Origin of the sequence: Methanobrevibacter thaueri (assembly GCF_015062905.1) — an archaeon.
Taxonomy (GTDB): domain Archaea; phylum Methanobacteriota; class Methanobacteria; order Methanobacteriales; family Methanobacteriaceae; genus Methanocatella; species Methanocatella thaueri_A.
This window is the reverse complement of sequence record NZ_SUTK01000015.1, coordinates 17,227-40,085: the sequence shown is the minus strand read 5'-3', so window position 1 is coordinate 40,085 and position 22,859 is coordinate 17,227. Positions and strand designations below refer to the sequence as shown.

Here is a 22,859-nt window from a genome sequence, read left to right as displayed (position 1 = left end):
AATTCCTTTCTCTTTTGTTTTTCTGGACACGATTACTCTGGTCAATACATTGTCGAGAGCGTCAATTACAATATCTGAATCTGCAATGACCTTGTCGATGTTTGTATGGTCGATGTGTTCATTGAATGTGGTTGTTTTGACATATGGGTTGATTAACCTGACCTTTTCGGCTGCAACTTCGCTTTTGACAAGTCCCAAATCTGTAATGGTGGCTAAAGTCTGTCTGTTCAGGTTTGATAAGTCGTAAGCGTCCTTGTCAACAAGAACCAGTTCTCCAATTCCCATCCTGGCGAGCATTTCGATGGTTTCTCCACCGATTCCGCCACATCCGATGACTGTAATTTTTGCATCTTTAAATCTTTCCTGTTCGCTTCTTGTAACTATACTCATTTGGCGGGAAGCTATTTCCCAGTATCCGTCTCCAATGTATCTTGTTGGCATATTTATCACTATATATTTCTTCTTAACTGTTGTAAGGTATCCATGAATGCATCAAGTGCATTATCATAATTCTCAAAATCATGACCTTCAACCAATCCATTTTCATAAATGGTTATTCTATCTAATTCTATCTTTTCTTCATCATATGAAATTATGTTTTCTATTTGTTTTTTTGTATTTTCAAGGTCTATTGTGAATGGAAGTTGATATGAATAGGAACCCTCTGCATAGTCGATTGCAATGTATTCGTTATCGTCAATTTGTGACAAATTTAAAGCAACCTTTTTGAAACCTTGTGCTTTTAATGCACCGTCAATTAGTTTAAATTTATCTTGAGATAAAATTTCATCAATGTTGTCCACTTCAATAATACCAAGTTCTCCCAAATCTCTGACTTTCACTATTTTGCAGTTTGTGTTATCCAGAATGTAGTCTTCACAAAGTCCTATCCTACTGATTTTCTCTTTTGTGGTTTTTGTGTTTGTGGGGATTCTTGTTGCAAGGCAGGTAGTTGATCTTGAATAGGGGATGTTGTTTTTATCAAGATACTCATGAATTTCGGCCGAGGATAATTTGGCTTCAATTAATGGTGTTTTAAAACCTTTTTTATAGGTGATTAAAATGCCCGGCCTGTCAACTATCAAATCGCTGATATTGTTGCCGTCACAGATAAAATCAAATCCGTTTTCATGGGCTGTCCTTTCAATAGTCGAATACATCATGTCCCTGCATGTAAAGCATCTTTTCGGTGTGTTTTCTAAAAAGTCATCATTTTCATAAAAGTTGATGTCTATCACTTCATGTTTCACACCAAATCTTTCGCATGCTTTCCGGACATTTTCAACAAATCCTGTAGGAAACAGGTGATTGTCGATTGTTACGGCTAGTGTGTCTTCTGCAACTTCAGAAGATAAATAAGTCATTAAAGTTGAATCTGCACCACCTGAAAAGCCGATGGCGACTTTTTTATCTTTTAAAATATCTTTAACGATGTTTATCTTATCTTCTATGTTCATTTTATCCCCATGGAGCTAATTTTTTCTCATTTACTATTTTGTATTTGAGATTTAATACAATTTTTGTATTTTTTTAATCGGAAAAATATAACAATAGTTATTTTTTTCCTATTTTAAGTTAGTTTGAATTGATATTTAAATGTTGTGCAATGATTCAGAATCATCTTTGCTCCAAAGTCAAAACATTTAATAATTTTTCGGATATATCTAATATTGGTGATTAGATGGATAATAGGATTATCGCAATTATAATAGCAATTGCAGTTGTTGCAATTGGTGCATACTTCCTTTTGGGAGGCGCTGGTGAAGAGGTAACAATTGGTTATCTGCCATCAGACCATGATGCAGCTTTGTTTGTTGCAGATGCACAAGGCAAATTTCAGGAAAATGGAATAAAGACCAAATTGGTTCAGTTCAACAATGGCGGAGACTTGATGACTGCCATGGCAAGTGGAGATGTTGATGTTGGTTATGTTGGAATTACACCTGTACTGTCTTCCATTGCAAATGGGGTTCCGGTTAAGGTAATCTCTGCTGCACAGACCGAAGGATCAGGAATAGTGGTTGCAAAGGATTCAGGAATTGATTCTGTTTCAGACCTTTCAGGCAAAAAGATAGCCACTCCTGGTGAAGCTTCCATTCAGCACATGCTTCTTACTTACTACTTGAAGCAGAACGGAATGTCAATCAGTGATTTGAAGGTTTCATCAATGAAGGTCCCTTCAATGAACGATGCACTCAAGACAGGCAAGATTGACGGTGCAATCACTTTTGAGCCATATGTGTCAATTGCAGAGAAAAACGGTGCTAAAGTACTGGCCGGATCTCAGGATATTCTGCCGAACCATCCATGCTGTGTCGTTGTCGCTTCTGATAAGTTCATAGAAGAACATCCTAATGAAACAGCAAAGATTCTTGAAATCCATGAGAACGCAACCGATTTCATTAACAATAACACTGATGAAGCTGCAGGACTCTTGCCTGGCGACATAGTCAGTGATGTTGAAGTTGAAAAGATGTCAATGTCCAGTTTTCCATTCATATCCGGTTTGAACGATACCTATAAACAGGATGTAATGGACTTTATGAATCTGGAAGTTGATTTGGGCATTTTGAAAAAGCCTATTTCTGAAAATCAGATTTTTTGGGAAGGTAGTTAATTAACTGCCTATAACCTTTTTTTTACACAATATTTAAATATTTCAGATTATAAACTAATTTTGGGGATTCAAATATAACAATTGTTATCAAAATCAATAAGTAATTTATTTATATCTTACTTATGATATTAATAATTGTAAATTAATATGGAGAAAAATTATGAATAAGAAAATTACATTTGTTTTAGTGTTGGCACTTGCCGTATTCCTTGTAATGGGTTCAGCCAGTGCAGGATTCTTTGACTTTTTAGGAGGAGACTCTGGAAACACTGTAAAAATAGGTTATTTACCTTCAGACCACGATGCTGCTTTATTTGTAGCAGACGCTCAAGGTTTATATAAAAATAAAGGAATCAACACCGAACTTGTTCAATTTAACAACGGTGGAGATTTAATGACCGCTATGGCTAGTGGAAATGTTGATGTAGGTTATGTGGGAATTGCTCCGGTATTATCTTCAATTTCATCTGGTGTTCCTGTAAAAGTTATTTCTGCCGCTCAAATTGAGGGTAGTGGAATTATTGTAAATAAAGATGCTAATATTGCTAGTGCAAAAGATTTATCAGGTAAAACTGTTGCAACCCCTGGTGAAGCTTCCATTCAACATGTATTGCTTTCAGCATACTTGAGAGCAAATGCAATGTCTTTAGATGACATTAACGAATCTGCAATGAAAGTTCCATCAATTAACGATGCTTTAAAAACAGGTAACCTTCCTGCAGCAGTCACTTTCCAACCTTACGTAAGTCTTGGAGAAACTGATGATAACATTGTAGAATTGGTTGATTCATCCGAAATCATGCCTAACCACCCATGCTGTGTTGTAGTTGCATCTGATGACTTCATCAAAAACAACGAAAACACTACCAAAGACATCATTACAATCCACAAAGAAGCAACTGCATTCATTAACAAAAACATTAAAGACGGTAAAACCAACGAAGTAGTTAAATTATTACCTAAAGACATTGTTGCTAATGAGGATGCAGAAGCTAAATCCTTAGAAAGTTTCCCATTCATCTCAGGATTAGATGACGCTTACAAAGCTGATGTGGACGCTTTCCAACAAGCAGAAGTTGGTTTAGGTATCTTAAATCAAACAATTTCCCATGAAGATTTATACTGGGAAGCATAGTTAAAATACTATGCTTTATTTTTCTTTTTTTTTTAGTGACGGTTAATTCTTTTCGTATTCAGCTCTCAAATCGGCCATGGCTTTTTTTGTCTTTTCATCTGAGACCTTTTCAATGACCCGTTGATTTTCAATCAGGATGTCCATGTACTCTTTTCTTCTGGTCTCATCAACGATTTTATATCTTCCGAAGTTGACAAGCCCTTCGATAAGTACGCTCATTCCACGGTTGTATGCCTGTGCATGTTCGTCGTTTATGATCAATTCCCTAATCTTTCCCTCAATGAAGTAGATGCTGTTGTCCCCTTTTATTGGGAAGTTCTCCGGTGTTTTGATCTCAACGTTTTCAACATCGACAATAATGTAAGCGGGGGTGTCTTTAATGATTGCAATGTCTGAATCTGTTGTGTAATATTCATCGTCTAGACAATCTAATGTGGCATAGGTGAAAACCAATGGATCCTGTGTAATGTTGACTACATATTCATTGGTGTCCAGTATGTTTTTCAATGTTTTTGAACCCTCAAATATGTGGCAGTGAACCCTGTCATCACCTAAATAGATAAATGCAAATGCACCTGCATTTTTCACTCCGTCCTTGCTCATGGTTGTTGTAATGCACTCATACTGCAAGTCTTTTTCAATTCCAAGTTCAGATAAATCATATGTCATTCAAGGGTCCTCCCGAAAATCCGTCGGCAATCTTGTTGAGGTTTGTGAATACATTAAGCAGTGAATTGACAACTTCCTGAATCTCAACGTTTTCAATGCTTCCCAACACTTCAATGTATTGCGGGAAGGTCTGCCTTCCATTCTGGAAAAACAGATAATATTCATTGATGTTGACCTCATCGTTGTTCAAGTCATCCACAATCTCCATGTATTGTTTTTCCAAATCATCCAGACTCTCTTCAAGCAATGATTTAACTTCTTTAATGGAGTCGGAATTCTCCAGTTTTCCAAAAGCAGTATTTAATCTGATAATCGAAATGGTATAGCTTTCTAAATCAATTTCACCATACATATTAATCACGGTGTAAAATAAAAAGAAAAAAAGTTAATTTCTCATATGAGAAATTATAATTTGATTTTAATATCCAAAGCGGATGAACCTTCTTCGTAAACGAAGATTGGGTTGATGTCCAGTTCAGATATTTCTGGGAAGTCTAATGTCAATCTGGCTACTCTTTTGATGGCCTCTTTGACTTCTTCGACATCGCAAGGAGCTTCTCCACGGTATCCTTCAAGCAATTTGGATACTTTGGTTGAAGCGATTTGCTCTTCGATTTCCTGTGAGCTCATTCCTTTTGCGAGATTGAATGATACGTCTTCAATAAGGTTTACATAGATTCCACCCATACCGAATGCAATCATAGGACCGAATTGTTTGTCACGAATCATACCAACAATGACTTCTTCACCGGAATCCATCATTTTTTGCACTTCTACGCCGTCAGGAACAATGTCAGGATGAGCTGCTTTAGCGTTAGCAATGATTTCTTCATAAGTTGCTTTTGCCTCTTCTGCTGAACTGATTCCAACTTTAACACCGCCGATATCTGATTTGTGTAAAATCTTATCGGATGCGATTTTAAGCACAACAGGGAATTCCATTTCTTCAGCAAGTTCTGCTGCTTCATCAGCACTTGTGGACAGTTTGATTGGTGCTGCTGAAATTCCATAGGCTTCAGCTACAGCGTATGCTTCACTACCGAGGAGTGTGTCTCTGCCGTCAGCTTTAACTTTGTCGAATATTGCTTTTACAGCGTCTTTGTCAACATCAGCAATATTGTCAATGACATCGTCGTATTCGCGTTCTTCTAATCTTGCAAACTTGACCATTGCTTCAAGAGCTTTTACTGCAGTTTCAGGGAATACGTAAGTTGGTATTCCGTTGTCTCTTAATGCATCGTTTGCATCTACGAATGTTGGTCCTCCCATGTTAACAACGATAACAGGTTTGTCGAATTTCTTTTTCTCTTCGATGATTGCTTCTGCAATTCCATCAGGATCAGCGGATGCTGTTGGACAGACCATAACGATTAAGCTGTCAACATCTTCGTAGCCTAATACCAATTCTAATGATTCTTTGTATCTGATTACCGGTGCGTCACCTAATACGTCGATAGGGTTTTTGGCACTTCCTTCATCAGTTACGCATTCTTGTAATTTTGCAGTGGTTTCTTCATCAAACTCAACGAGTTGTAAACCGGCTTTTTCCATTGCGTCTACGGTGAGTACTCCTCCACCACCTGCATTGGTAATGATTGCCACCTTATCTCCTTTTGGAAGTGGCGCTTTTGAAAATGCAAGACCTAAGTCAAATAATTCTGCCATGGTTTCTACACGCATGATTCCGGATTGGTGGAATGCGGTATCGAATGCAAGGTCACTTCCAGCTAATGCTCCTGTATGTGAGGATGCAGCTGCTGCACCTGCAGAACTTGAACCGGATTTAAGCACGATGATAGGTTTTTTGTGTGCTGTTTCCCTCATGGTTCTTACGAAGTCATCGTCATCGGATATTGATTCGAGATAACATATGATTACATTGGTTTCATCATCATCAGCCAAGTATTGTAATAGTTCGATTTCACTTACTCCGGCCTTGTTTCCTAAACTGATAACTTTACTGAATCCAATTCCGGAAGTTACGCTCCAATCGATGATAGCTACCATCATAGCTCCACTTTGTGAGATGAATGCCATGTTTCCAGTTGGAGGCATCATTTGTGAAAATGATCCGTTTAATGGAGTGTGGGAATCGGTAATTCCTAAACTGTTTGGGCCGATAATGTTTATGCCGTATTCTTTACCGAGAGCAGTTAATTCTGCTTCTAATTTGGCACCTTCTTCTCCTACTTCTTTAAATCCTGCGGTGATGACTACCATATTTTCAATTCCTACTTCACCACATTCCTTAACTGCTGTGTTTACGAATGGGGAAGGGATAGTAATGATTACTAAGTCAACCTTTCCAGGTACGTCTTTAATATTTGCGTAAGCTTGTTTTCCGAGGATTTCTCCACCTTTTGGGTTCACAGGATATATCTCACCTTCAAATCCATCATTGATAAGATTATCAACAATGATATATCCTACTTTTCCAGGCGTATTGGAAGCTCCAATAACCGCCACAGATTCAGGTTTAAACATCTTATTGAGGTCTATCATAAGTTTTTCTCCTGTTTTTTTTATATTTTCACATTAATTATCATGATAAATAATTAACATTTAATATAATTATATTTCTTGTTATATTATTATTTAAATATATTGTTTAATCATTCAAAGGTTACTTTAAGCCTTAAATTTATGTTTATTGTTGTTTGAATTATTTTTACCAATTCTCTTAACATTTATAATACATGATAACTAAAAATATATATGATTAATAAATTATTGATATTTTAATAATTTAATAAAATATCAAATTAGGAGATACTATGAGCTTAATTATCGCTTATGTTGGAAAAAAAGGATGTGTAATGGCGAGTGATAAAAGAAAGATAGGATATTTCGGTGATAAACAAAATTTGAAAACATTAGAAGATGAATTATACAGTGGAAAAATAGATAATGATGATGACTTTCTAGCTAGGGCCAAGGAACTGGGAATTTCAATCAAGATAACCGATGACGCAAACAAGCTCAAGATTGTCGGTAATACCATTCGTGGAGAGGTAAGTACCAAAGGAACTTTTGAAACAAGAAGAAGACGTATTTACGGAACCACAAATGGATATCAGATAGTTGAGCTTTTGGGTTCAGACACTGAATCCCGTAAGGCTGGAGAAAGTGGAGTCATTATCTTTGGAAATGAATATGCAAAGCGCCTGGCTGAAACATCAATCCAAAGGAAATGGAAAGCTTCCCAAAGCATGAGGTATATGGGAGAGATTTTCCAGAGTATTCTGGAGGATGTTGCATCCAGAACACCAACCGTCGGGAAAAACACTGATGTGTTGATACAGCGGCCTAAATTTAACAAGACAGAAGCTCAAAAACATCTGAACATTACAATAGACCATGATATCAAAGTGTTGACCAAATTCAGGCAGGAATTGACTGAAAAACTGGTCCAGCAGAACCTTGACATAGAGATGGCCAACAAAATCATAAATCATGGTGAAGTTGGAAAAGTCGTTAACATTGATGGAAACATGCTGTTTGTCCAATTGAATGATAAAACCCAAGCGGTTGACGGAAACTGGAAGCAAAAGGCCGCTCCAGGTCAAAACGTATTGATGTTTACAGAAAGCGACAATGTGAAAATAGGAGATAAGGTTATCATTGAAAATGAGGATTTATGCCTTAAGAAAGATAAGTCTTCACTCAAATGTGATATAATTTTATGTTCGTTGTAAGTGTGGTTTAAATGAAGATAACATTTTTAGGCAGTGGAGGGGGAAGATTCTCCGCCATTAGCCAAAGAAGAATGACTGGAGGTTTCAGGATTGATAACCTCGGAGGCAAGAATTACCACATAGACCCTGGTCCAGGTGCGCTTATCAGAACATATCAGTTCGGGTTTGACCCTAGAAATCTAAGTGGGGTAATCGTTACCCATTCTCACACTGACCATTATAATGATGCGGAAGTTCTAATTGAGGCTATGACAAGGGGAATGACCAAAAGCCTCGGAACCGTTGTCGGAAGCGAAAGTGTATTGAATGGCTATGAGCAGTGGGGACCGTGCATCTCATCTTATCATCAGTCCAGGCCTGAAAAAATCATTTTGAAGCCTGGCGTGTATGACCAGATGGACAACGTTAAGATTAAGGGTACAAAGACTTCACACGGTGATCCGACAGGTGTAGGTTTCCAGCTGGATTATAAGGGCTTTAAGGTTTCATACACTTCAGACACAGCTTATTTTGAAGGGCTTGGTGATGAGCATAAAGGTGCCGACATTCTGATAGCCAGCGTATTGAGACCTGGAAATCGCTCAATCAATGGACATATGTGCACACGCAATTTCATCGACTTGATTGAGGAAGTAAAACCTCAAGTTGCCGTTATGACACATTTGGGTCTTAAGATGATTTCAGCAAATCCTGTGACCGAAGCCAAAAAGGTTTCCAAAAAGACAGGTGTAAAAACAATAGCTGCCTATGACGGTCTGTCATTCAATGTGAACTACAACAATCCAAAGAGATTCAGACTGATATCCCTTAAGGATGTCCAGTCTTCAATTCACAGCACCAGTCATACGTTATATGAAAACGAAAGAAAAAATTCCTATCAGCTTGCATTCAAACACAAGGAGTTTGATGAGCTGACTATGGTAAAAAAGAAATGAGGTTATTTTTCTAAATTAGTTGGATGTATGAATCCTGAACGAATCATATGGTCTGCAATAACGATTGCAGTGCTTGATTCGGCCACTGCTGTCACTCTAGGACAGATGCATGGATCATGACGTCCCTTAATTTCTATTTTTTTATTTTCCATTTTTTCAATGTCAATGGATTCCTGACATTTGGAAATGGATGGGGTAGGTTTCACTGCAATTCTGGATACTATAGGCATTCCATTGCTCATGCCTCCGATGATTCCTCCGGAATTGTTGGTTTTTGTTGTTATTTTATTGTCGTTAATCTGGTATTCATCATTGATTTCAGATCCGGTATGTGTTGCCACGTCAAATCCGAGTCCGATTTCAACACCCTTGACTGCGCCGATGTTCATCAGTATTCTTGCAAGGTCTCCGTCAAGCCTTTCAAAGATAGGTTCTCCAAGACCTGCAGGAACATTGACTGCAATGGTTTCAACAATTCCTCCAACGGAATCTCCTTCCTGTTTTTTGGCTAAAATAAGCTCTTCCATTTCATTGGCAGCCTCAAGGTCTGCACAGCGAACCGGATTTTTATCGATATTCTCTTTGATGGTAGTGAAATCTTGCTTTTCAGCTTTGATATCACCGATTTGAGTGACATGGGAGATAATTTCAATATTTTGTGTTTGCAAAAGCTTTTTAGCTATTGCGCCGCCGATAACGTGGCCGATGGTAACCCTTCCGCTTCCACGACCTCCTCCGTTGAAGTCATAGTGGCCGTATTTCATCATCCATCCGAAATCTCCGTGGGATGGGCGAGGAGTGTTCTTGAACATGGAATAATCTTTTGATTTTTGATTTTTGTTGAATACGACTCCGCAAATGGGTGTGCCGTCAGTTTTTCCTTCAAAGATGCCTGAAAGAATCTGGACTTCATCATCCTCTTTTCTTGGAGTGGTTACGCTACTTGTTCCTGGTTTCCTTTTATCTAGTTCTTTTTGTATGTCTTCAGCACTTAATTCAAGGTTTGCAGGACATCCATCGACAATGGCGCCAACTGCAACACCGTGGCTTGCTCCGAAAGTTGTTATCTGAAATTTTTCTCCAATTGAATTTGACATTATTTTTCCCCATCTAAACAATTAAGTTAATTTTTGTATCTTTAAATATTTATAATAAGTTAAAATTTTAAATATTTTCAAATCAAAAATTAATAATTAAGTGATTATTATGGAATTTCCAACTACAAGAATGAGAAGACTTAGAAAAAATGCTAAGATTAGAAATATAGTTCGTGAAACCAAACTTGAAAAAGATGACCTGATTTATCCGATTTATTTTAAAGAGGAACTCCAAGGCGATGAAAAGGAAGAGATTTCTTCACTTCCTGGCGAGTTCAGATACTCTTTGGACAGCGGAATTGAATTTGCAAAGCAACTGGAAGCAAAAGGGTTGAAGTCAATCATTGTATTTGGAATACCGAAAGAGGACACCAAGGATGAAATAGCCACACCTGACTATTCAGCAACAGGAATCGTTCAAAAGGCTGTAAGAAGGCTTAAAAAGGAAACAGATTTGGTTGTCATCACTGACGTGTGCCTTTGCCAGTACACCTCTCATGGCCACTGTGGAATGATAAGGGAAAATGATGACACCGATGACGGAATTGAGATATTGAACGACGAGTCCCTGCCGATCATTGCCAAAGTTGCTCTTTCCCATGCTGAAGCGGGTGCAGATATCGTTGCGCCTTCAGACATGATGGACGGAAGGGTTAAGGCAATCCGTGAAACCTTGGATGAAAACGGATTTGTAAACGTAATGATAATGTCCTATTCAGCAAAATACGCCTCAGCATTCTATGAACCGTTCAGGGTTGCTGCTTGCTCATCACCGCATGCAGGTGACAGAAAATCCTATCAGATGGATCCTGCCAATGCTGTTGAGGCAATCAGAGAATGTGAACTGGATGTAATCGAAGGATGCGACTTTCTGATGGTCAAACCGGCACTTCCGTATCTTGATGTAGTTAGAATGGTAAGGGATGAGTTCATGCTGCCTCTGGTTGCATATAACGTAAGCGGGGAATATGCGATGCTCATGGCCGCCATTGAGAAAGGGTTCTTGACTGAAAGGGCAATAACCGAAGCATTGCTTTCAATCAAGAGGGCTGGAGCGGACTTGATAATCACTAATTTTGCACCATACTTGCTTTTGAATGATGTGATAGGATGAAACCGGAAGAAATTGCAAAAATGGCACAAATCGCATCAGCACTTGAGGTAAGTGGATATCCAAAACCTGGAAATGTCCACAGGACCCGTGACTATGATGACATGGAATTTGAAGACTTTGTAATAAGCGGAATAGTCATTGGAGACACTATCCGTGAAGCATGTACAGATGTTGATGTTGAAAACCCTCAACTGGGAAAGTATATCCTGCAGGCGGTTGCCGAAACCGACAGATGGATTAAAAACAACACCAATTTAGGTATTGTGATGATGACAACTCCAATTGCAGTTGCAGCTGCAATCAGTGATTCATTTGATGATATAAGAGAAAACATTAAGTTATTGATGGGAAACACTTCAGTTGACGATGCATGTGACTTGTACGATGCAATCAATATTGCAGATGCCGGCGGAATGGGCAATCAGGACGAGTATGATGTTGCAAGCGACAATGCCAAAAACGAATTGAGGGAGAATAACCAGACAATGTATGACGTTTTGAAAATATCCGCTCCATGGGACATGCTTGCACGTGAGATGACCGGTGACATGCCAGCCGTTTTTGAAATAGGCTATCCTACCTACCATGAGCTGAGACAATCCAAATCCCAAAACGATGCATGTGTATTGACATTTTTAACAATACTCTCACACGTTCCAGACACTCTGATTTCAAGAAAATACGGATCAGACGATGCCATGAAAGTCTCATTGATGACAAGGGACTTGCTCAACATCAGGGACGAACCTGATTTTAAGGATAGGCTCAAGGAATTCGACGATTATCTGTTTAAAAACAAGTATAATCCTGGAACCACTGCAGACTTGACTGCAGCTTCAATTTTTGTCAGCTATTTGAAATCAAATTTTGAATAGTTGGATTGATACAAGGTTAATGTATATTTTCCTTGTTTATTCCTTTTTTTAAAATAAGAAATTTACTATTTTTTAGTTATCACTGACTTTAGTTTTGATTTCACATCATAATTCTGCCGCAATCCAATTAAAACCATTATCAGCAGATAGCAAATCAATATGTTCGCATATAGATATCTGTTGTCCTGTATCGGTGTTGACAGAAAGACGATTATGATGTTTAACAGATTCGGAAGATACATCAGGTATATTTCCCTAGACCCGGTAACGATATGAATCAGTATCAGGAGGATAATTGAAATGTACATGTACAGGGCAGGACTTTCAAGCAGGGTATCTGCAACAACAGAATTTTCAATGTCTATTGATAGTGAGTTAAGGGCGTTGAAAATTGGATTTCCCCAATTTACATAGGAAAGGTTTTCATAGCTTTTGGTCGCCTGATAGTGGCGCGGTGTGTAATATGTTTCAAAATCCATTTGCAGTCTGTCTTTGTCCCGGTTCATGTAGAAGGCATGCCCTGCCCAGCCTGGATCTCTTGTAATGTCCCAGACCATAGGGGATGATTCAAACAGGTATTGAATGAAATGCAGAGGGTTTCTTAGAGAATATTTCATTGCCAACTCTATATATGTTCCCTTGTTCTTTTCAAATTCCTTGTAGTCGGTTATGGCAAATATGCTGTCGGATCCCGTTGGAATGTAATTTTTGCTGATTTTGTCGGTATCAAGTATTTCCGCTACCTTTTGCCTATCTCCCTCTTCCATATCAAGATGCAAATAATAATCTGCCAGCATATGGCAGGTTTTGGTCATCAAAGCATCCTTTTCATTGTCCTGAACGTCATATGCGATGTTCAGGGAAGAAATCAGAAGGATAAATGTTATTGTCAGTATAGGCAATAGAACAGCCATCTTACGGTTCTTTTTAATGAATAGATAAATTGAATAAACCACTATTGTGATAAGAATTACGTACATTCCGTTTCCCCTCAGCTGGGATACGAATGCCATTATCAATGCGAGAAGAATGATGAATTTATAGTCTATATTTCCCTTCCTGTCTATCATTACCATTGCTAAAAAGCACAGAAACATCAGACAGTAGCTGAACAGTATGTCTTTCCATATGGTGATTGAGTACAGTGCGTTGATTGGAAGCAGACATATTATAAAAGATATGATCACCTGCAGCTTGAAGGAATCATTGTCTTTGTTGTCATCGTCACGTGTATATCTGCAGATTATTGTCCATATGGTGGAAAACACTAAAATCTGAAGAACAGCAATTGATGAGATGTTGGGATAGACCTTCAGGCACAGCATGTTGATGAATGTGTGAAAGAAGGGATGCCAGTTCGCAAAGTGTCCGGAAGCGATTTGATGAAGCTGGTTGAATGTATCATAGGTGGCTATTCCAGGATTGAATACCATCAGGTAATTTAAAAATATGACTGTTGGTATTAAAAAGATTATCAGGTCCCTACGGTTGATTCTGCCTCTAATTTCAGCGATTACTCCATCATGCCTAAATTCCATGCTTTTTAGTATATCAAAACTATTATATAATTATTGCTTAAATCCGTAATTTAGCGATATTTTTCAACTAACAGTAGTTAGTTTTATATACTTTGGCAAGATAATGTTAACTAACAATTGTTAGTTTTGATATCATGAACAATAAGGAAAAAATATTTTATGTTTCAATAGATTTATTCTCTGAACATGGCTATGATGGTGTATCGGTACGCCAGATTGCCCGTGAAGTGGGAATAAAGGAAAGCTCTATTTACAATCATTACTCTAGCAAGCAGGAGATACTGAACAGGATTCTGGAGTATTATATAGAGGAAATGACAAGTGATGAAATACCTCTGAACCAGGCAAGCCTGAATCTGGACAGGGGATTTGACTTTTTCTACAAGGCAGGATGTGATGCATTCCTGTCAAAGTTAAAGGAAGAGCGGATGATGAAAATAACAAGAATTCTCTTCATAGAATCATATCACAACGATGAGGTAAGGGATTTCCTGAAAAAGTCAATCATCGAGGCTCCGATTGAAGGATGGATTGTCCTATTCGACTTGATGAAGGCAAAAAACCTGATTGAGAAGGACTGCGACACAAGACAGCTTTCCGAATCGTTCTTTTACTATGGAATGTTTCTGTTGTACGAACATTTCTTCATAAATTATCCTGAAGACGACGGGAAGTTTCTGGAGGAGTTCATGATGAAAACGGAGAGTCATGCAAGGACAATTTTTGATTCTGTGAGAATAAGGGGTGAATAAGATGAAGACAAGACTTGAAACGGAAACTGATTATCTTGAAGTTGAAAAACTTGTAAGGGATTCCTTCTGGAATGTATATCGTCCGGTGCATATGAGCATTTCATCGTTCATAACCTAAGAAATGACGAGAGCTTTGTAAGCAAAATGGCCTTTGTCATTGAGGATGACGGTAAAATTGTAGCAAGCATCAATTATTCGATGGGTAAAATAAGCTATGAAAATGACACTGTCCCTGCGCTCATACTGGGTCCGATTGCAGTCGATGGGGTGTATCAAAATCAGGGACTCGGATCAAAATTAATCAATCATACATTGGGAATAGCTCAAAAGGACAATGTTCCCTTTGTCCTTGTGGTGGGCGATGAAGACTACTACTCAAGATTTGGTTTTGTAAGCGCATCAGAATATGGCCTTTATCTTGATGGAACTGATTTGGATGAGGAAAATCCATTTTTCATGATTAGGGTATTCGATGAATGCAAGCTTAAAAATGAATTGGGAATATTCAGAAACCCTGACGTATTTGATGTGGATGAAAATGAATTGGATGAATTTGACAGGAAATTTGAATATAAGGAAAAACTGGTTTTGGATACACAGCTTAAGGAGTTATGATTATGAAATATGTTATAATTAACGGTTCACCAAGGCGCAAAAACACCTGGAAGATGGTTGAACAGGCAAAAATGAACTTGAAGGGGGATTTTGAGGAAATCCATCTGATGAAGGAAAAGATTCCCATGTGCAACGGCTGCTATAAGTGCATCATGGAAAGTGAGGAAAAGTGCCCTCACAATGATATAGTCAAGCTGATTGTTGACAGGATGATGGAAGCCGATGGAATCATTATTGCATCTCCGGTATATGCCATGAACGTGACAGCGCTTTTAAAGAATTTCTTTGACCATACGGCTTACTTCTATCACAGGCCGGACTTTTTCACCAAAAAGGCTTTGGTTGTGGTTTCCACTGCTGGTGCAGGGCATAAGAAAGTGGCAAACTATATTGACGAGACATTGAGGCACTGGGGTGTAAATAAGGTCTATAAAATCGCAATGGCTTGTGGAGGAAAGGATAGTCTTGAGACAAAGCAGATAGATGAGGTATCCAAGAAGTTTGCAGCCGATGTCGAATCAGGCAAAATGCATTCTCCCAAATTTATGGATATTGTATTTTTTGATGTTTGGAAAGCGATGGCAGTGTCTTCCAATCCAATAAAGGCAGATGAGGAGTTCTGGCATAAAAAAGATTTGATCAATCATGATTTTTCACCGGAAGTCAAATTGAACCCGTTCAAGAAATTGTTTTCAAAATTAATGTTTCTCATCATGAAAAAAGTTATGAAATAAGGTATTTTGCACTACCTTTATAAATCACTTAACACATATATTATTATATTATTTATCTTAAAGTATGGTGTTTAAATGAGTGAGGATATTAAAAAAACCATTAGTGAATTACATATTTATGAAAAGAAACTTTTAAAAGAACTTGAAGCCAATCCTAAGGCAACCCCGTCAGACATTGCCTCAAATACAGGAATGGACATCAAGTCTGTTATGAGTGCGGCAGGATCTCTCGCATCCAAGGATATCATCGAAGTACACAAGGATGTTCAAAAGACATACTCCTTGACTGAAGACGGACGTGAATATGCTGAGCATGGACTTCCTGAACGTAAAATACTTGATGTCTTGGCTGAGAAAAAGGAAATCGCAATGAGAGATTTGGCTAACGAAGCGGGCATTGACAAGAAGGAAACAGGAATCGCTCTCGGTTGGCTGCGTCAAAAGAACTGGGCTCAAATCGATAAGGGCGTAATCAACATCACAGATATAGGTAAGGAATTTGCAGATAAATCCGGTGTTGACGAAAAGGTTCTTGACTATCTCAAGACAAATGCCGATGGCGTAAAGCTTTTCACCGATGATTTGATGGACGGTTTTAAAAAGCTGACAGGCAGGAAAAATATTTTAAACATTAAAAAGGAAACCTCACATTCATTCACACTCTTGCCTAAAGGTGAAGAAATTCTCAAAGTCGGATTTGAAATAAAAGAACAAGCCACTCAGCTGACCCATGAACAGCTCAAGGATGGAGCATGGAAAAGCCTTGAATACCGTCCGTATGATATAAATGCTGAAGCTCCTGTAGTATTCGCCGGCAAAAAACACCCTTTAAGAATAATCATTGATGAGATTAGAGAAATCTTCTTGAATATGGGCTTTTCAGAAGACAATGGACATTTCGTCGAATCTGCATTCTGGAACTTTGACTCACTATTCCAGCCACAGGACCATGCCGCCCGTGAAATGCAGGACACATTCTATCTCAAAAACCCTTTGACCTGTGATTTGCCTGATGATGCATTGGTACAGCTTACTGCTGAAACCCATGAAAACGGTGCTGATACAGGTTCTATCGGTTGGCAATATGACTGGAGTGAAGATATTGCACGCCAAAGCGTTTTGAGAACTCACACAACAGGAATATCCACAAAACACCTGTTTGAGCATGAGCCTCCAATCAAAATGTTTTCAGTTGGAAGAGTATTCAGAAGAGAAACTTTCGATTACAAACACTTGCCTGAGTTCCACCAAGTTGAAGGTCTTGTTTGCGATGAAGGAATCAGCTATCAAAACCTTCTGGGAACCTTGAAAGAGTTTTATAAGAAATTAGGATTTGAAGTAAGGTTCAGACCTGCATACTTCCCTTACACATACCTCTCCACAGAGACCGAAATCTATCTTGAAGAGAAGGAAAGCTGGATTGAGCTTGGAGGGGCTGGAATGATGAGGCCTGAAGTATTGAGGCCGTTAGGAATTGACAAACCTGCTCTTGCATTCGGTTTAGGTATCGAAAGGCTTGCAATGATCAGGTATGATGTGGAAGACATTCGTATGCTTTATAAAAGTGACATCAAATGGCTTCGTGAAGTTCCTACAGTCAATGGAGTTGAATTATAGTGTCAATAAAGCTGGTTTCTTGGAATGTTAATGGAATTAGGGCAGTTTCCAAAAAGGATGAATTTTGGGACTGGTTTGATTCAACTGATGCCGATATTATCAACTTTCAGGAAGTAAGGGCAACTGAAGATAAGATTCCAAAGAAATTGGCAGATGTCGAAGGCTTTCACCAACACTTCAATGAGGCCGAAAAGAAGGGATACAGCGGCGTTGGAACATACTCCAAAATTGAACCTGTCAGCGTTACAAGAGGATTGGGCGTTGAAGAGCTTGACAGCGAAGGCAGGGTTTTGAGAATCGAATATCCTGACTTCATATTGTATAACATATACTTCCCGAACAGCGGAATGAATGCAAAAAGGTTAGATTTCAAGGTCGCTTTCTGTGACGCATTGCTTGAACAGCTTGTCGAGCTTAAGAAAGAGGGCAAAAACATCGTCATCACCGGCGATTACAATATCGCCCACAATCCGATTGATGTCTACAACCCTAAAAACTGTGAAGGAAAATCAGGTTATCTGCCGGAAGAGAGAGCATGGCTGGACCAGCTTGAAGAGGCAGGATTTGTCGATACGTTCAGGATGTTTGATGAAGGCGAAAACAACTTTACCTGGTGGAGCTACAGAACCCGTGCACGCGAAAGGAATGCCGGTTGGAGACTGGACTACTTTTATGTAAATGAAGAAATAAAAAATAATGTAAAATCAGCTGAGATTCTAGCTGATATCTATGGTTCCGATCACTGTCCTGTGACTTTAGAATTAGAATTTTAATGCTTGGCGATTAAAGGAGGGTCATTACATCGCCAATGTCATCAATAATAGTAATATCCAATTTTTCTTGTTTTATGTAATCTCTGTCATCTTCAGTAATGTCAGAATTTACAAGGATTGCACCCATTCCAGCATTGACTGCACCTAATGCATCTTCCTTAAATTTATTGCCTATCATCAATGATTTTTCAGGATTTCCTTTCATTTTTCTAAGTGCCACATCATAGATTAGCTTGTTTGGCTTATTTTTTCCAACTTCTTCTGAAGTAATTACTTCGTCGAAAAATGAATGGATGTTGAGTCTCACTAATTTTTCCCATTGTTTGATGGTCAGTCCATTGGATATGACGGCCAGGCGATATCCTTGGCTTTTAAGATAGATTAATGTGTCAATTGTTTCCGGAAATGGTCTTAAAAGTGCCATCTTAACGTTATGGTATGTAATCATTCCAAGAGCTACAAGCATGGGGTCCTCGTGGCCTAAAACAACCTGGGTCAACACGTTAAAATGTTTTCCGTAATTGGATCCTTTTTCACGGATAATTGTCTTTAAAACTCCATAGGCTTCGTCCTTATCAAGGGGAAGTCCATTATCTACCATTAATCCTATTGCCGCTTTTCTTGCAGTTTCTGCAAAATCTGATGTGTCGAGCAATGTGCCGTCTACATCAAAAAATACAACACGGTCATCATCATTTTTAATCATATGATTTATTTTATAATTTTAAAAATATTTAAATTTTTAGAAAAATGCGTCTAGGCTTTGCTGGACTTCACCAACTGCCATGTCCTGCAAATCCTTTCTTGTGTATCCGAAGGAATACATGATTCTTTCAACAGCAGGAATCAGCTGGTTGTTGATGTAGTAGTCTTTATCATAGTCGTATCCTTCGCTGTATTCGTATGGGACTGCCCTTTGGCTTATGGATCCCTTTCCCTTAACGATAATGTATTGTATGATTGTTCCGCGTGAAACCTTGATTCCATGCTCCTCGATCTTTTGTGCGGCAACGACATGGGGTCCGACTTGCTTGTATTGGTTTAATGGCTTGGTTATCTGGGTGTGGATGATGAGTTCCTTTTTGTCAACATCACCTTTTCTTAATTTTTTCATTACTTTTTTAACTTCGCTGATGGCTTTGTTTGAGTCACCTTCTTTTAGAATGGCCATCAGAACTGCTTCCTGTGTCTGTTTTACGATTGGTGCCCAGTCTCTTCTGACTAGCTCAAGGCCTTTTGCTATAATCTCACCGTCTTCAATCACAGCGTATCTTTTTTTGCTTACAAAAAAACCTCTTCTGTAAAAGCCCTCATACTCCAGCTCCATGCTTTCCGGAAGGGTTGAGTTGAGGTATTTAAGGAATTCTTGGGCCTTTGCTTTGATTTCAGCTTCAAGTTCCAGTTGTTCTTTTGTCTCCTGAACCATTTTGACACCAAATTTAACTATGTCTTTTGTAGTTATAATATTTTTCTGAAACAATTTTTCATACTGAAAGCAATTTTAATGCATTAGAATTCTAAAATTTAGCCTAAATATTCTCCATATTACTTTTCAAATGCTCTCCGACTGAGTTTATACATGAAAGTTAACATAGTATGTGTGAGGTTTGATAAAATGGAAAGAAGATTGATCTCAAGTTATGACGAAATAAATGATACATTTGTGGGCCGGTTGGACGGCGAACATGGATACTGTGCGGATTATGGAATTTCAGATGGAGTTTTTTTAGGAATTAACAGTGCAAACTTTCCTACTTCAGTTTTTGTTCCGAACGCTTCAGAAGTTTTCAACACTTCCAGGGAAACTTTGGAAAATGCAAATGTCAAAATCAACATTAACTGCAATGGCGGCTGCTTATGTTTTGACATGTGCATTGAAAATTCTAAAATCTGCTCAATCAGATGCAAAAACGATTTCGGAATCCCAAAAATGGAATGTTTGATGAATAGTAACATATAGGTTACTATTTTTTAATTTTTTTCTAACAACTTTTAAATATGAGTTTGTTAAATATCTATAATAATTAATTTAGAAACGGTTATGGTGATTTAATGGATAATCAAAAAATAGATATTGACTCCGCAGATGAAATTGTTATTGTCGTACCTGAGGATGCCATTAAAGATGGCGAGCTTGAAATTGATTTGGATGAATTAGGTATTGATGTTGAATCATTGGGGGAAGATGTTAATATTGTCATTCAGGTAGAAGGTGCAGAAGATTTGGAAAGCGATTTAGTTGATGACGATGATGAAGATTTCATAGAAGAACCTAATGAATGGTATTTTGATGATGATCCATATGGCGTAGTCTATTATGAATTTGTGGATGATGATGAGGAATAATTCATGACAAAGGAAGTTCCATATTATACCATTGATGATGAGGGCAATTCTGAGGTTGTGACTTCAAATCCCGAAGCTTATATTGATGATAATGATTTGAAGGATTTGCTGCTTGAACTGTTGGGTGATGACGTTTCTGATGAAGAGATTCAAAAGATTCTTGATGCCGCATCGAATGAGGATATGAGCGAAGAGGAATTCGATAAGTTGGTGGATGAATTCATTTTGAAAAACAAAAGCTAATTTTTTAAATTTTGCCCATCAAATAAAACATTTATATATAATGAAAAAGTAATATTTTATTATCATTATTCTTTAAGGCTCTTTTTTGCTCTCAAAAATTAGGCTATTATTTTCTTGCAAATGGTCTGATTGAAAAGAGGCTTGAAGACTGCGATTACTTATATTATTAATTATATTTATTAGGTGAAATAATGGCAATTTCTCAAGGAAAATCAACTAGAAGTCCATCCGGTGCAAGAAATGTTGCAAACCGTGGAAAAAGGAAATCTGAATTAGGAAGAGATCCTGCAGAAACTAGATTAGACGAAAAAAAATTAAGAAAAATTAGAACCCGTGGCGGAAACGAAAAACTCAGATTAGCTACCGGTAATAAAATCAACGTCACTGACGCTAACGGAAACACCAAAATTGTAGATATTCTTGGTGTAATCGAAAACACCGCAAACCCTAACTACGTTAGGAGGAACATCATTACCAAAGGTGCTATCGTAGAAACCCCTGAAGGTAATGCTAAAGTAACTTCCAGACCTGGTCAAGACGGTGTTATTAACGGAATTTTAATTTAAAGATATCCATCTTTAAATTCTCTTTTTTTATACATTTTTTCATAATTTTATATACTTGTTTTTATAAATAATATATACGTTAGTTATATTTTTAATTAGGAGATAAAATGTCAGAAGATAAAATCAATATGAATCATGGTGCTGGCGGAGAAGTAATGGCTAATTTGATTGCTAGCACTGTTTTGGATAATATCACTAAAAAAAGCGTAAATGGTGGTATTAGCTTAGAAGAATTAGATGATGGCGCATCAATTCCATTAGGGGATTATGAAATTGTTATGACAACTGATGGTCACACTATCGACCCGTTGTTTTTCCCTGGAGGGGACATAGGTAGAATTTCAGCAGCGGGAACAATCAACGATGTTTCAGTAATGGGTGCTCGTCCATTAGCTATTTCTAATGCAATCATCATGCAGGAAGGCTTTCCAATTGAAGATTTGGATAAAATCATGAAATCTTTAAATGAGGCTTGTGAAGAGGTTGATGTTGCAGTCATAACTGGGGACACCAAAGTGATGCCTCAGGATAAGCTTGACGGCATTGTCATGGTCACAACAGGTATTGGAATAGCCAAAAAAGGTGAAGTTGTCCGTGATTCAGGCCTTGAAGTTGGAGATAAAATCATTGTGACCGGCAGTTTAGGCGATCATGGAATGAGTTTAATGTCATTTAGGGAAGGATTTGGTTTTGACACTGATTTGAGATCAGATGTGGCTCCTATGTGGAATATAATTAAAAAAGCTTTGGAAATTGGTGGGGTTACTGCAATGAAAGACCCGACCCGTGGAGGTTTTGCCAATGCAATTAATGAAATGGCTTCAAAAGCAGGTGTTGGTGTTGTGCTTGAACAGGAAGAGATACCAATAAAAGAGGAAGTTCATGCAGTATCTGAAATGTTGGGCATTGATCCATTTGAAGTAGCTAATGAGGGAAAAGTGGTTATGGGCGTTAAAGCCGATAAGGCCGATGAAATCCTTGAAGCTATTAAAGGCGAAAAATATGGTGAAAATGCTGCGATTATTGGCGAAGTTGTTGAAGGGGATTATGTTGTTGTCAACACTCCTATTGGTGGTGAAAGAATCCTTGAAGCGCCAATAGCTGATCCAGTTCCTAGAGTTTGCTGAGGTGATGATATGGCTACAATATTTACAAGAAGAGTTATTGCATACGTATTGGATTTCTTAGTAGTTTCAGCATTTATGTGGATTCTATCATTTTTCTTATTCGGTATAATGGGACCAAAAAACGTCTATCAGGCATATCAGTATCTTCCAATTTTAATACCAATTTTAGGATTACTCTATTTTGTCTTATGTGAAAAAACATTTGCTGCAAGTATAGGTAAGGCAATAATGAAATTGGAAGTCAAATCAAGAAACGGGGCCGATATCTCATGGTTACAAGCTATTGTACGTAATTTAACCAAAATATATTGGATTCCTATTATTTTCGATTGGCTTATAGGCAGATTCTTAAATACTGACAGGATTTTAAATAATATTACAAGAACCACTGTTGTCAATGTCTGGTAATTG

Annotated in this window: 26 protein-coding genes; 17 read left to right on the top strand and 9 right to left on the bottom strand. The window is 38.0% G+C overall.

Annotated elements, in window-relative coordinates; genetic code table 11:
- Both E7Z79_RS04675 and E7Z79_RS04670 read right to left on the bottom strand, forming a co-directional pair.
- On the bottom strand, positions 1-441 hold a 441-nt coding region (locus tag E7Z79_RS04675), incomplete at its 3' end, for a ThiF family adenylyltransferase (RefSeq protein ID WP_303738815.1).
- Between the two features lie 8 nt (positions 442-449).
- A complete protein-coding gene (locus E7Z79_RS04670; protein ID WP_303738814.1) occupies positions 450-1,457 on the bottom strand; it encodes an ATP-binding protein in 1,008 nt (335 codons plus the stop codon).
- Between the two features lie 224 nt (positions 1,458-1,681).
- Here E7Z79_RS04670 and E7Z79_RS04665 point away from each other — a divergent pair, with 224 nt between their 5' ends.
- A complete protein-coding gene (locus tag E7Z79_RS04665; RefSeq protein ID WP_303738813.1) occupies positions 1,682-2,617 on the top strand; it encodes an ABC transporter substrate-binding protein in 936 nt (311 codons plus the stop codon).
- Positions 2,618-2,777: 160 nt separating this feature from the next.
- A complete protein-coding gene (locus tag E7Z79_RS04660) occupies positions 2,778-3,752 on the top strand; it encodes an ABC transporter substrate-binding protein (protein WP_303738812.1) in 975 nt (324 codons plus the stop codon).
- A gap of 42 nt (positions 3,753-3,794) precedes the next feature.
- Here the strand turns inward: E7Z79_RS04660 and E7Z79_RS04655 are convergent, their stop codons facing one another.
- The 3 genes from E7Z79_RS04655 to acs are packed head-to-tail and all read right to left on the bottom strand — an operon-like array spanning position 3,795 to position 6,923.
- Positions 3,795-4,421, bottom strand: a complete 627-nt coding sequence (locus tag E7Z79_RS04655) for a DUF447 domain-containing protein (RefSeq protein ID WP_303738811.1) — start codon at positions 4,419-4,421, stop codon at positions 3,795-3,797.
- A complete protein-coding gene (locus E7Z79_RS04650; RefSeq protein ID WP_303738810.1) occupies positions 4,411-4,773 on the bottom strand; it encodes a hypothetical protein in 363 nt (120 codons plus the stop codon). Before E7Z79_RS04650 ends, E7Z79_RS04655 begins: the two co-directional genes overlap by 11 nt.
- 53 nt (positions 4,774-4,826) lie before the next feature.
- Positions 4,827-6,923 carry an acetate--CoA ligase alpha subunit gene (acs, locus tag E7Z79_RS04645; RefSeq protein ID WP_303738809.1) on the bottom strand — a complete coding sequence of 699 codons (2,097 nt, stop codon included), beginning with the start codon at positions 6,921-6,923 and terminating at the stop codon, positions 4,827-4,829.
- A 272-nt stretch (positions 6,924-7,195) separates the two neighbouring features.
- On the opposite strand from acs, the gene E7Z79_RS04640 reads away from it, so the two are divergent.
- Positions 7,196-8,116: a DUF2121 domain-containing protein gene (locus E7Z79_RS04640; RefSeq protein ID WP_303738808.1), complete on the top strand. Its 921-nt coding sequence runs from the start codon at positions 7,196-7,198 to the stop codon at positions 8,114-8,116.
- Positions 8,117-8,127: 11 nt separating this feature from the next.
- On the top strand, positions 8,128-9,051 hold the full coding sequence (locus E7Z79_RS04635; RefSeq protein ID WP_303738807.1) for an MBL fold metallo-hydrolase: 924 nt from the start codon (positions 8,128-8,130) through the stop codon (positions 9,049-9,051).
- Between the two features lie 2 nt (positions 9,052-9,053).
- Here E7Z79_RS04635 and aroC read toward each other — a convergent pair whose 3' ends face one another.
- Positions 9,054-10,148 (bottom strand): chorismate synthase, encoded by a 1,095-nt coding sequence (aroC, locus tag E7Z79_RS04630; protein WP_303738806.1) that lies wholly within the window; start codon positions 10,146-10,148, stop codon positions 9,054-9,056.
- A gap of 109 nt (positions 10,149-10,257) precedes the next feature.
- On the opposite strand from aroC, the gene hemB reads away from it, so the two are divergent.
- The gene (gene hemB, locus E7Z79_RS04625) at positions 10,258-11,262 is read left to right on the top strand and encodes a porphobilinogen synthase (protein ID WP_303738805.1); all 1,005 of its coding nucleotides are present in this window, start codon (positions 10,258-10,260) and stop codon (positions 11,260-11,262) included.
- Entirely contained in the window at positions 11,259-12,137 is an 879-nt protein-coding gene (locus tag E7Z79_RS04620; protein WP_303738804.1) for a triphosphoribosyl-dephospho-CoA synthase, read from the top strand. The genes hemB and E7Z79_RS04620 overlap by 4 nt, the downstream gene beginning before the upstream one ends.
- 65 nt (positions 12,138-12,202) lie before the next feature.
- Here E7Z79_RS04620 and E7Z79_RS04615 read toward each other — a convergent pair whose 3' ends face one another.
- Complete coding sequence (locus tag E7Z79_RS04615; RefSeq protein ID WP_303738803.1) at positions 12,203-13,675, bottom strand: DUF6020 family protein; 1,473 nt, start codon at positions 13,673-13,675, stop codon at positions 12,203-12,205.
- A 134-nt stretch (positions 13,676-13,809) separates the two neighbouring features.
- Between E7Z79_RS04615 and E7Z79_RS04610 the strand changes: the two genes are divergently transcribed.
- The 5 genes from E7Z79_RS04610 to E7Z79_RS04590 all read left to right on the top strand — a co-directional run bounded on the left by E7Z79_RS04610 (position 13,810) and on the right by E7Z79_RS04590 (position 18,166).
- Positions 13,810-14,427 carry a TetR/AcrR family transcriptional regulator gene (locus E7Z79_RS04610; RefSeq protein ID WP_303738802.1) on the top strand — a complete coding sequence of 206 codons (618 nt, stop codon included), beginning with the start codon at positions 13,810-13,812 and terminating at the stop codon, positions 14,425-14,427.
- A gap of 144 nt (positions 14,428-14,571) precedes the next feature.
- Positions 14,572-15,042, top strand: coding sequence for a GNAT family N-acetyltransferase (locus E7Z79_RS04605; RefSeq protein WP_303738801.1), 471 nt, complete (start codon positions 14,572-14,574; stop codon positions 15,040-15,042).
- 2 nt (positions 15,043-15,044) lie between these two features.
- On the top strand, positions 15,045-15,776 hold the full coding sequence (locus E7Z79_RS04600) for a flavodoxin family protein (RefSeq protein WP_303738800.1): 732 nt from the start codon (positions 15,045-15,047) through the stop codon (positions 15,774-15,776).
- 75 nt (positions 15,777-15,851) lie between these two features.
- Positions 15,852-17,393, top strand: a complete 1,542-nt coding sequence (locus E7Z79_RS04595) for a phenylalanine--tRNA ligase subunit alpha (protein ID WP_303738799.1) — start codon at positions 15,852-15,854, stop codon at positions 17,391-17,393.
- Positions 17,393-18,166, top strand: a complete 774-nt coding sequence (locus tag E7Z79_RS04590) for an exodeoxyribonuclease III (protein ID WP_303738798.1) — start codon at positions 17,393-17,395, stop codon at positions 18,164-18,166. Before E7Z79_RS04595 ends, E7Z79_RS04590 begins: the two co-directional genes overlap by 1 nt.
- Before the next feature lie 10 nt (positions 18,167-18,176).
- Here the strand turns inward: E7Z79_RS04590 and E7Z79_RS04585 are convergent, their stop codons facing one another.
- Entirely contained in the window at positions 18,177-18,872 is a 696-nt protein-coding gene (locus E7Z79_RS04585) for a TIGR02253 family HAD-type hydrolase (RefSeq protein ID WP_303738797.1), read from the bottom strand.
- Between the two features lie 36 nt (positions 18,873-18,908).
- On the bottom strand, positions 18,909-19,592 hold the full coding sequence (locus E7Z79_RS04580; protein ID WP_303738796.1) for a DNA polymerase domain-containing protein: 684 nt from the start codon (positions 19,590-19,592) through the stop codon (positions 18,909-18,911).
- A 189-nt stretch (positions 19,593-19,781) separates the two neighbouring features.
- Between E7Z79_RS04580 and E7Z79_RS04575 the strand changes: the two genes are divergently transcribed.
- The 6 genes from E7Z79_RS04575 to E7Z79_RS04550 all read left to right on the top strand — a co-directional run bounded on the left by E7Z79_RS04575 (position 19,782) and on the right by E7Z79_RS04550 (position 22,856).
- Entirely contained in the window at positions 19,782-20,126 is a 345-nt protein-coding gene (locus tag E7Z79_RS04575) for a hypothetical protein (protein ID WP_303738795.1), read from the top strand.
- A gap of 92 nt (positions 20,127-20,218) precedes the next feature.
- Entirely contained in the window at positions 20,219-20,512 is a 294-nt protein-coding gene (locus E7Z79_RS04570; protein WP_303738794.1) for a hypothetical protein, read from the top strand.
- A 3-nt stretch (positions 20,513-20,515) separates the two neighbouring features.
- Positions 20,516-20,755, top strand: a complete 240-nt coding sequence (locus E7Z79_RS04565) for a hypothetical protein (RefSeq protein WP_303738793.1) — start codon at positions 20,516-20,518, stop codon at positions 20,753-20,755.
- Positions 20,756-20,946: 191 nt separating this feature from the next.
- The gene (locus E7Z79_RS04560; protein WP_303738792.1) at positions 20,947-21,321 is read left to right on the top strand and encodes a 30S ribosomal protein S8e; all 375 of its coding nucleotides are present in this window, start codon (positions 20,947-20,949) and stop codon (positions 21,319-21,321) included.
- Between the two features lie 107 nt (positions 21,322-21,428).
- Entirely contained in the window at positions 21,429-22,448 is a 1,020-nt protein-coding gene (gene hypE, locus E7Z79_RS04555; RefSeq protein ID WP_303738791.1) for a hydrogenase expression/formation protein HypE, read from the top strand.
- Positions 22,449-22,457: 9 nt separating this feature from the next.
- Positions 22,458-22,856, top strand: coding sequence for an RDD family protein (locus E7Z79_RS04550; RefSeq protein ID WP_303738790.1), 399 nt, complete (start codon positions 22,458-22,460; stop codon positions 22,854-22,856).
- Positions 22,857-22,859: the final 3 nt, after the last annotated feature.

Bases quoted from the DNA above. Each gene is read 5' to 3' on its own strand.
- hypE (WP_303738791.1), top strand. From the start codon at position 21,429: ATGTCAGAAGATAAAATCAATATGAATCATGGTGCTGGCGGAGAAGTA.
- E7Z79_RS04620 (WP_303738804.1), top strand. From the start codon at position 11,259: ATGAAACCGGAAGAAATTGCAAAAATGGCACAAATCGCATCAGCACTT.
- E7Z79_RS04635 (WP_303738807.1), top strand. From the start codon at position 8,128: ATGAAGATAACATTTTTAGGCAGTGGAGGGGGAAGATTCTCCGCCATT.
- aroC (WP_303738806.1), bottom strand. From the start codon at position 10,148: ATGTCAAATTCAATTGGAGAAAAATTTCAGATAACAACTTTCGGAGCA.
- E7Z79_RS04650 (WP_303738810.1), bottom strand. From the start codon at position 4,773: ATGTATGGTGAAATTGATTTAGAAAGCTATACCATTTCGATTATCAGA.
- acs (WP_303738809.1), bottom strand. From the start codon at position 6,923: ATGATAGACCTCAATAAGATGTTTAAACCTGAATCTGTGGCGGTTATT.
- E7Z79_RS04605 (WP_303738801.1), top strand. From the start codon at position 14,572: ATGGCCTTTGTCATTGAGGATGACGGTAAAATTGTAGCAAGCATCAAT.
- E7Z79_RS04610 (WP_303738802.1), top strand. From the start codon at position 13,810: ATGAACAATAAGGAAAAAATATTTTATGTTTCAATAGATTTATTCTCT.
- E7Z79_RS04615 (WP_303738803.1), bottom strand. From the start codon at position 13,675: ATGGAATTTAGGCATGATGGAGTAATCGCTGAAATTAGAGGCAGAATC.
- E7Z79_RS04665 (WP_303738813.1), top strand. From the start codon at position 1,682: ATGGATAATAGGATTATCGCAATTATAATAGCAATTGCAGTTGTTGCA.
- E7Z79_RS04595 (WP_303738799.1), top strand. From the start codon at position 15,852: ATGAGTGAGGATATTAAAAAAACCATTAGTGAATTACATATTTATGAA.
- E7Z79_RS04565 (WP_303738793.1), top strand. From the start codon at position 20,516: ATGACAAAGGAAGTTCCATATTATACCATTGATGATGAGGGCAATTCT.
- E7Z79_RS04575 (WP_303738795.1), top strand. From the start codon at position 19,782: ATGGAAAGAAGATTGATCTCAAGTTATGACGAAATAAATGATACATTT.
- E7Z79_RS04560 (WP_303738792.1), top strand. From the start codon at position 20,947: ATGGCAATTTCTCAAGGAAAATCAACTAGAAGTCCATCCGGTGCAAGA.
- E7Z79_RS04600 (WP_303738800.1), top strand. From the start codon at position 15,045: ATGAAATATGTTATAATTAACGGTTCACCAAGGCGCAAAAACACCTGG.
- E7Z79_RS04655 (WP_303738811.1), bottom strand. From the start codon at position 4,421: ATGACATATGATTTATCTGAACTTGGAATTGAAAAAGACTTGCAGTAT.
- hemB (WP_303738805.1), top strand. From the start codon at position 10,258: ATGGAATTTCCAACTACAAGAATGAGAAGACTTAGAAAAAATGCTAAG.
- E7Z79_RS04670 (WP_303738814.1), bottom strand. From the start codon at position 1,457: ATGAACATAGAAGATAAGATAAACATCGTTAAAGATATTTTAAAAGAT.
- E7Z79_RS04640 (WP_303738808.1), top strand. From the start codon at position 7,196: ATGAGCTTAATTATCGCTTATGTTGGAAAAAAAGGATGTGTAATGGCG.
- E7Z79_RS04580 (WP_303738796.1), bottom strand. From the start codon at position 19,592: ATGGTTCAGGAGACAAAAGAACAACTGGAACTTGAAGCTGAAATCAAA.
- E7Z79_RS04570 (WP_303738794.1), top strand. From the start codon at position 20,219: ATGGATAATCAAAAAATAGATATTGACTCCGCAGATGAAATTGTTATT.
- E7Z79_RS04585 (WP_303738797.1), bottom strand. From the start codon at position 18,872: ATGATTAAAAATGATGATGACCGTGTTGTATTTTTTGATGTAGACGGC.
- E7Z79_RS04660 (WP_303738812.1), top strand. From the start codon at position 2,778: ATGAATAAGAAAATTACATTTGTTTTAGTGTTGGCACTTGCCGTATTC.
- E7Z79_RS04550 (WP_303738790.1), top strand. From the start codon at position 22,458: ATGGCTACAATATTTACAAGAAGAGTTATTGCATACGTATTGGATTTC.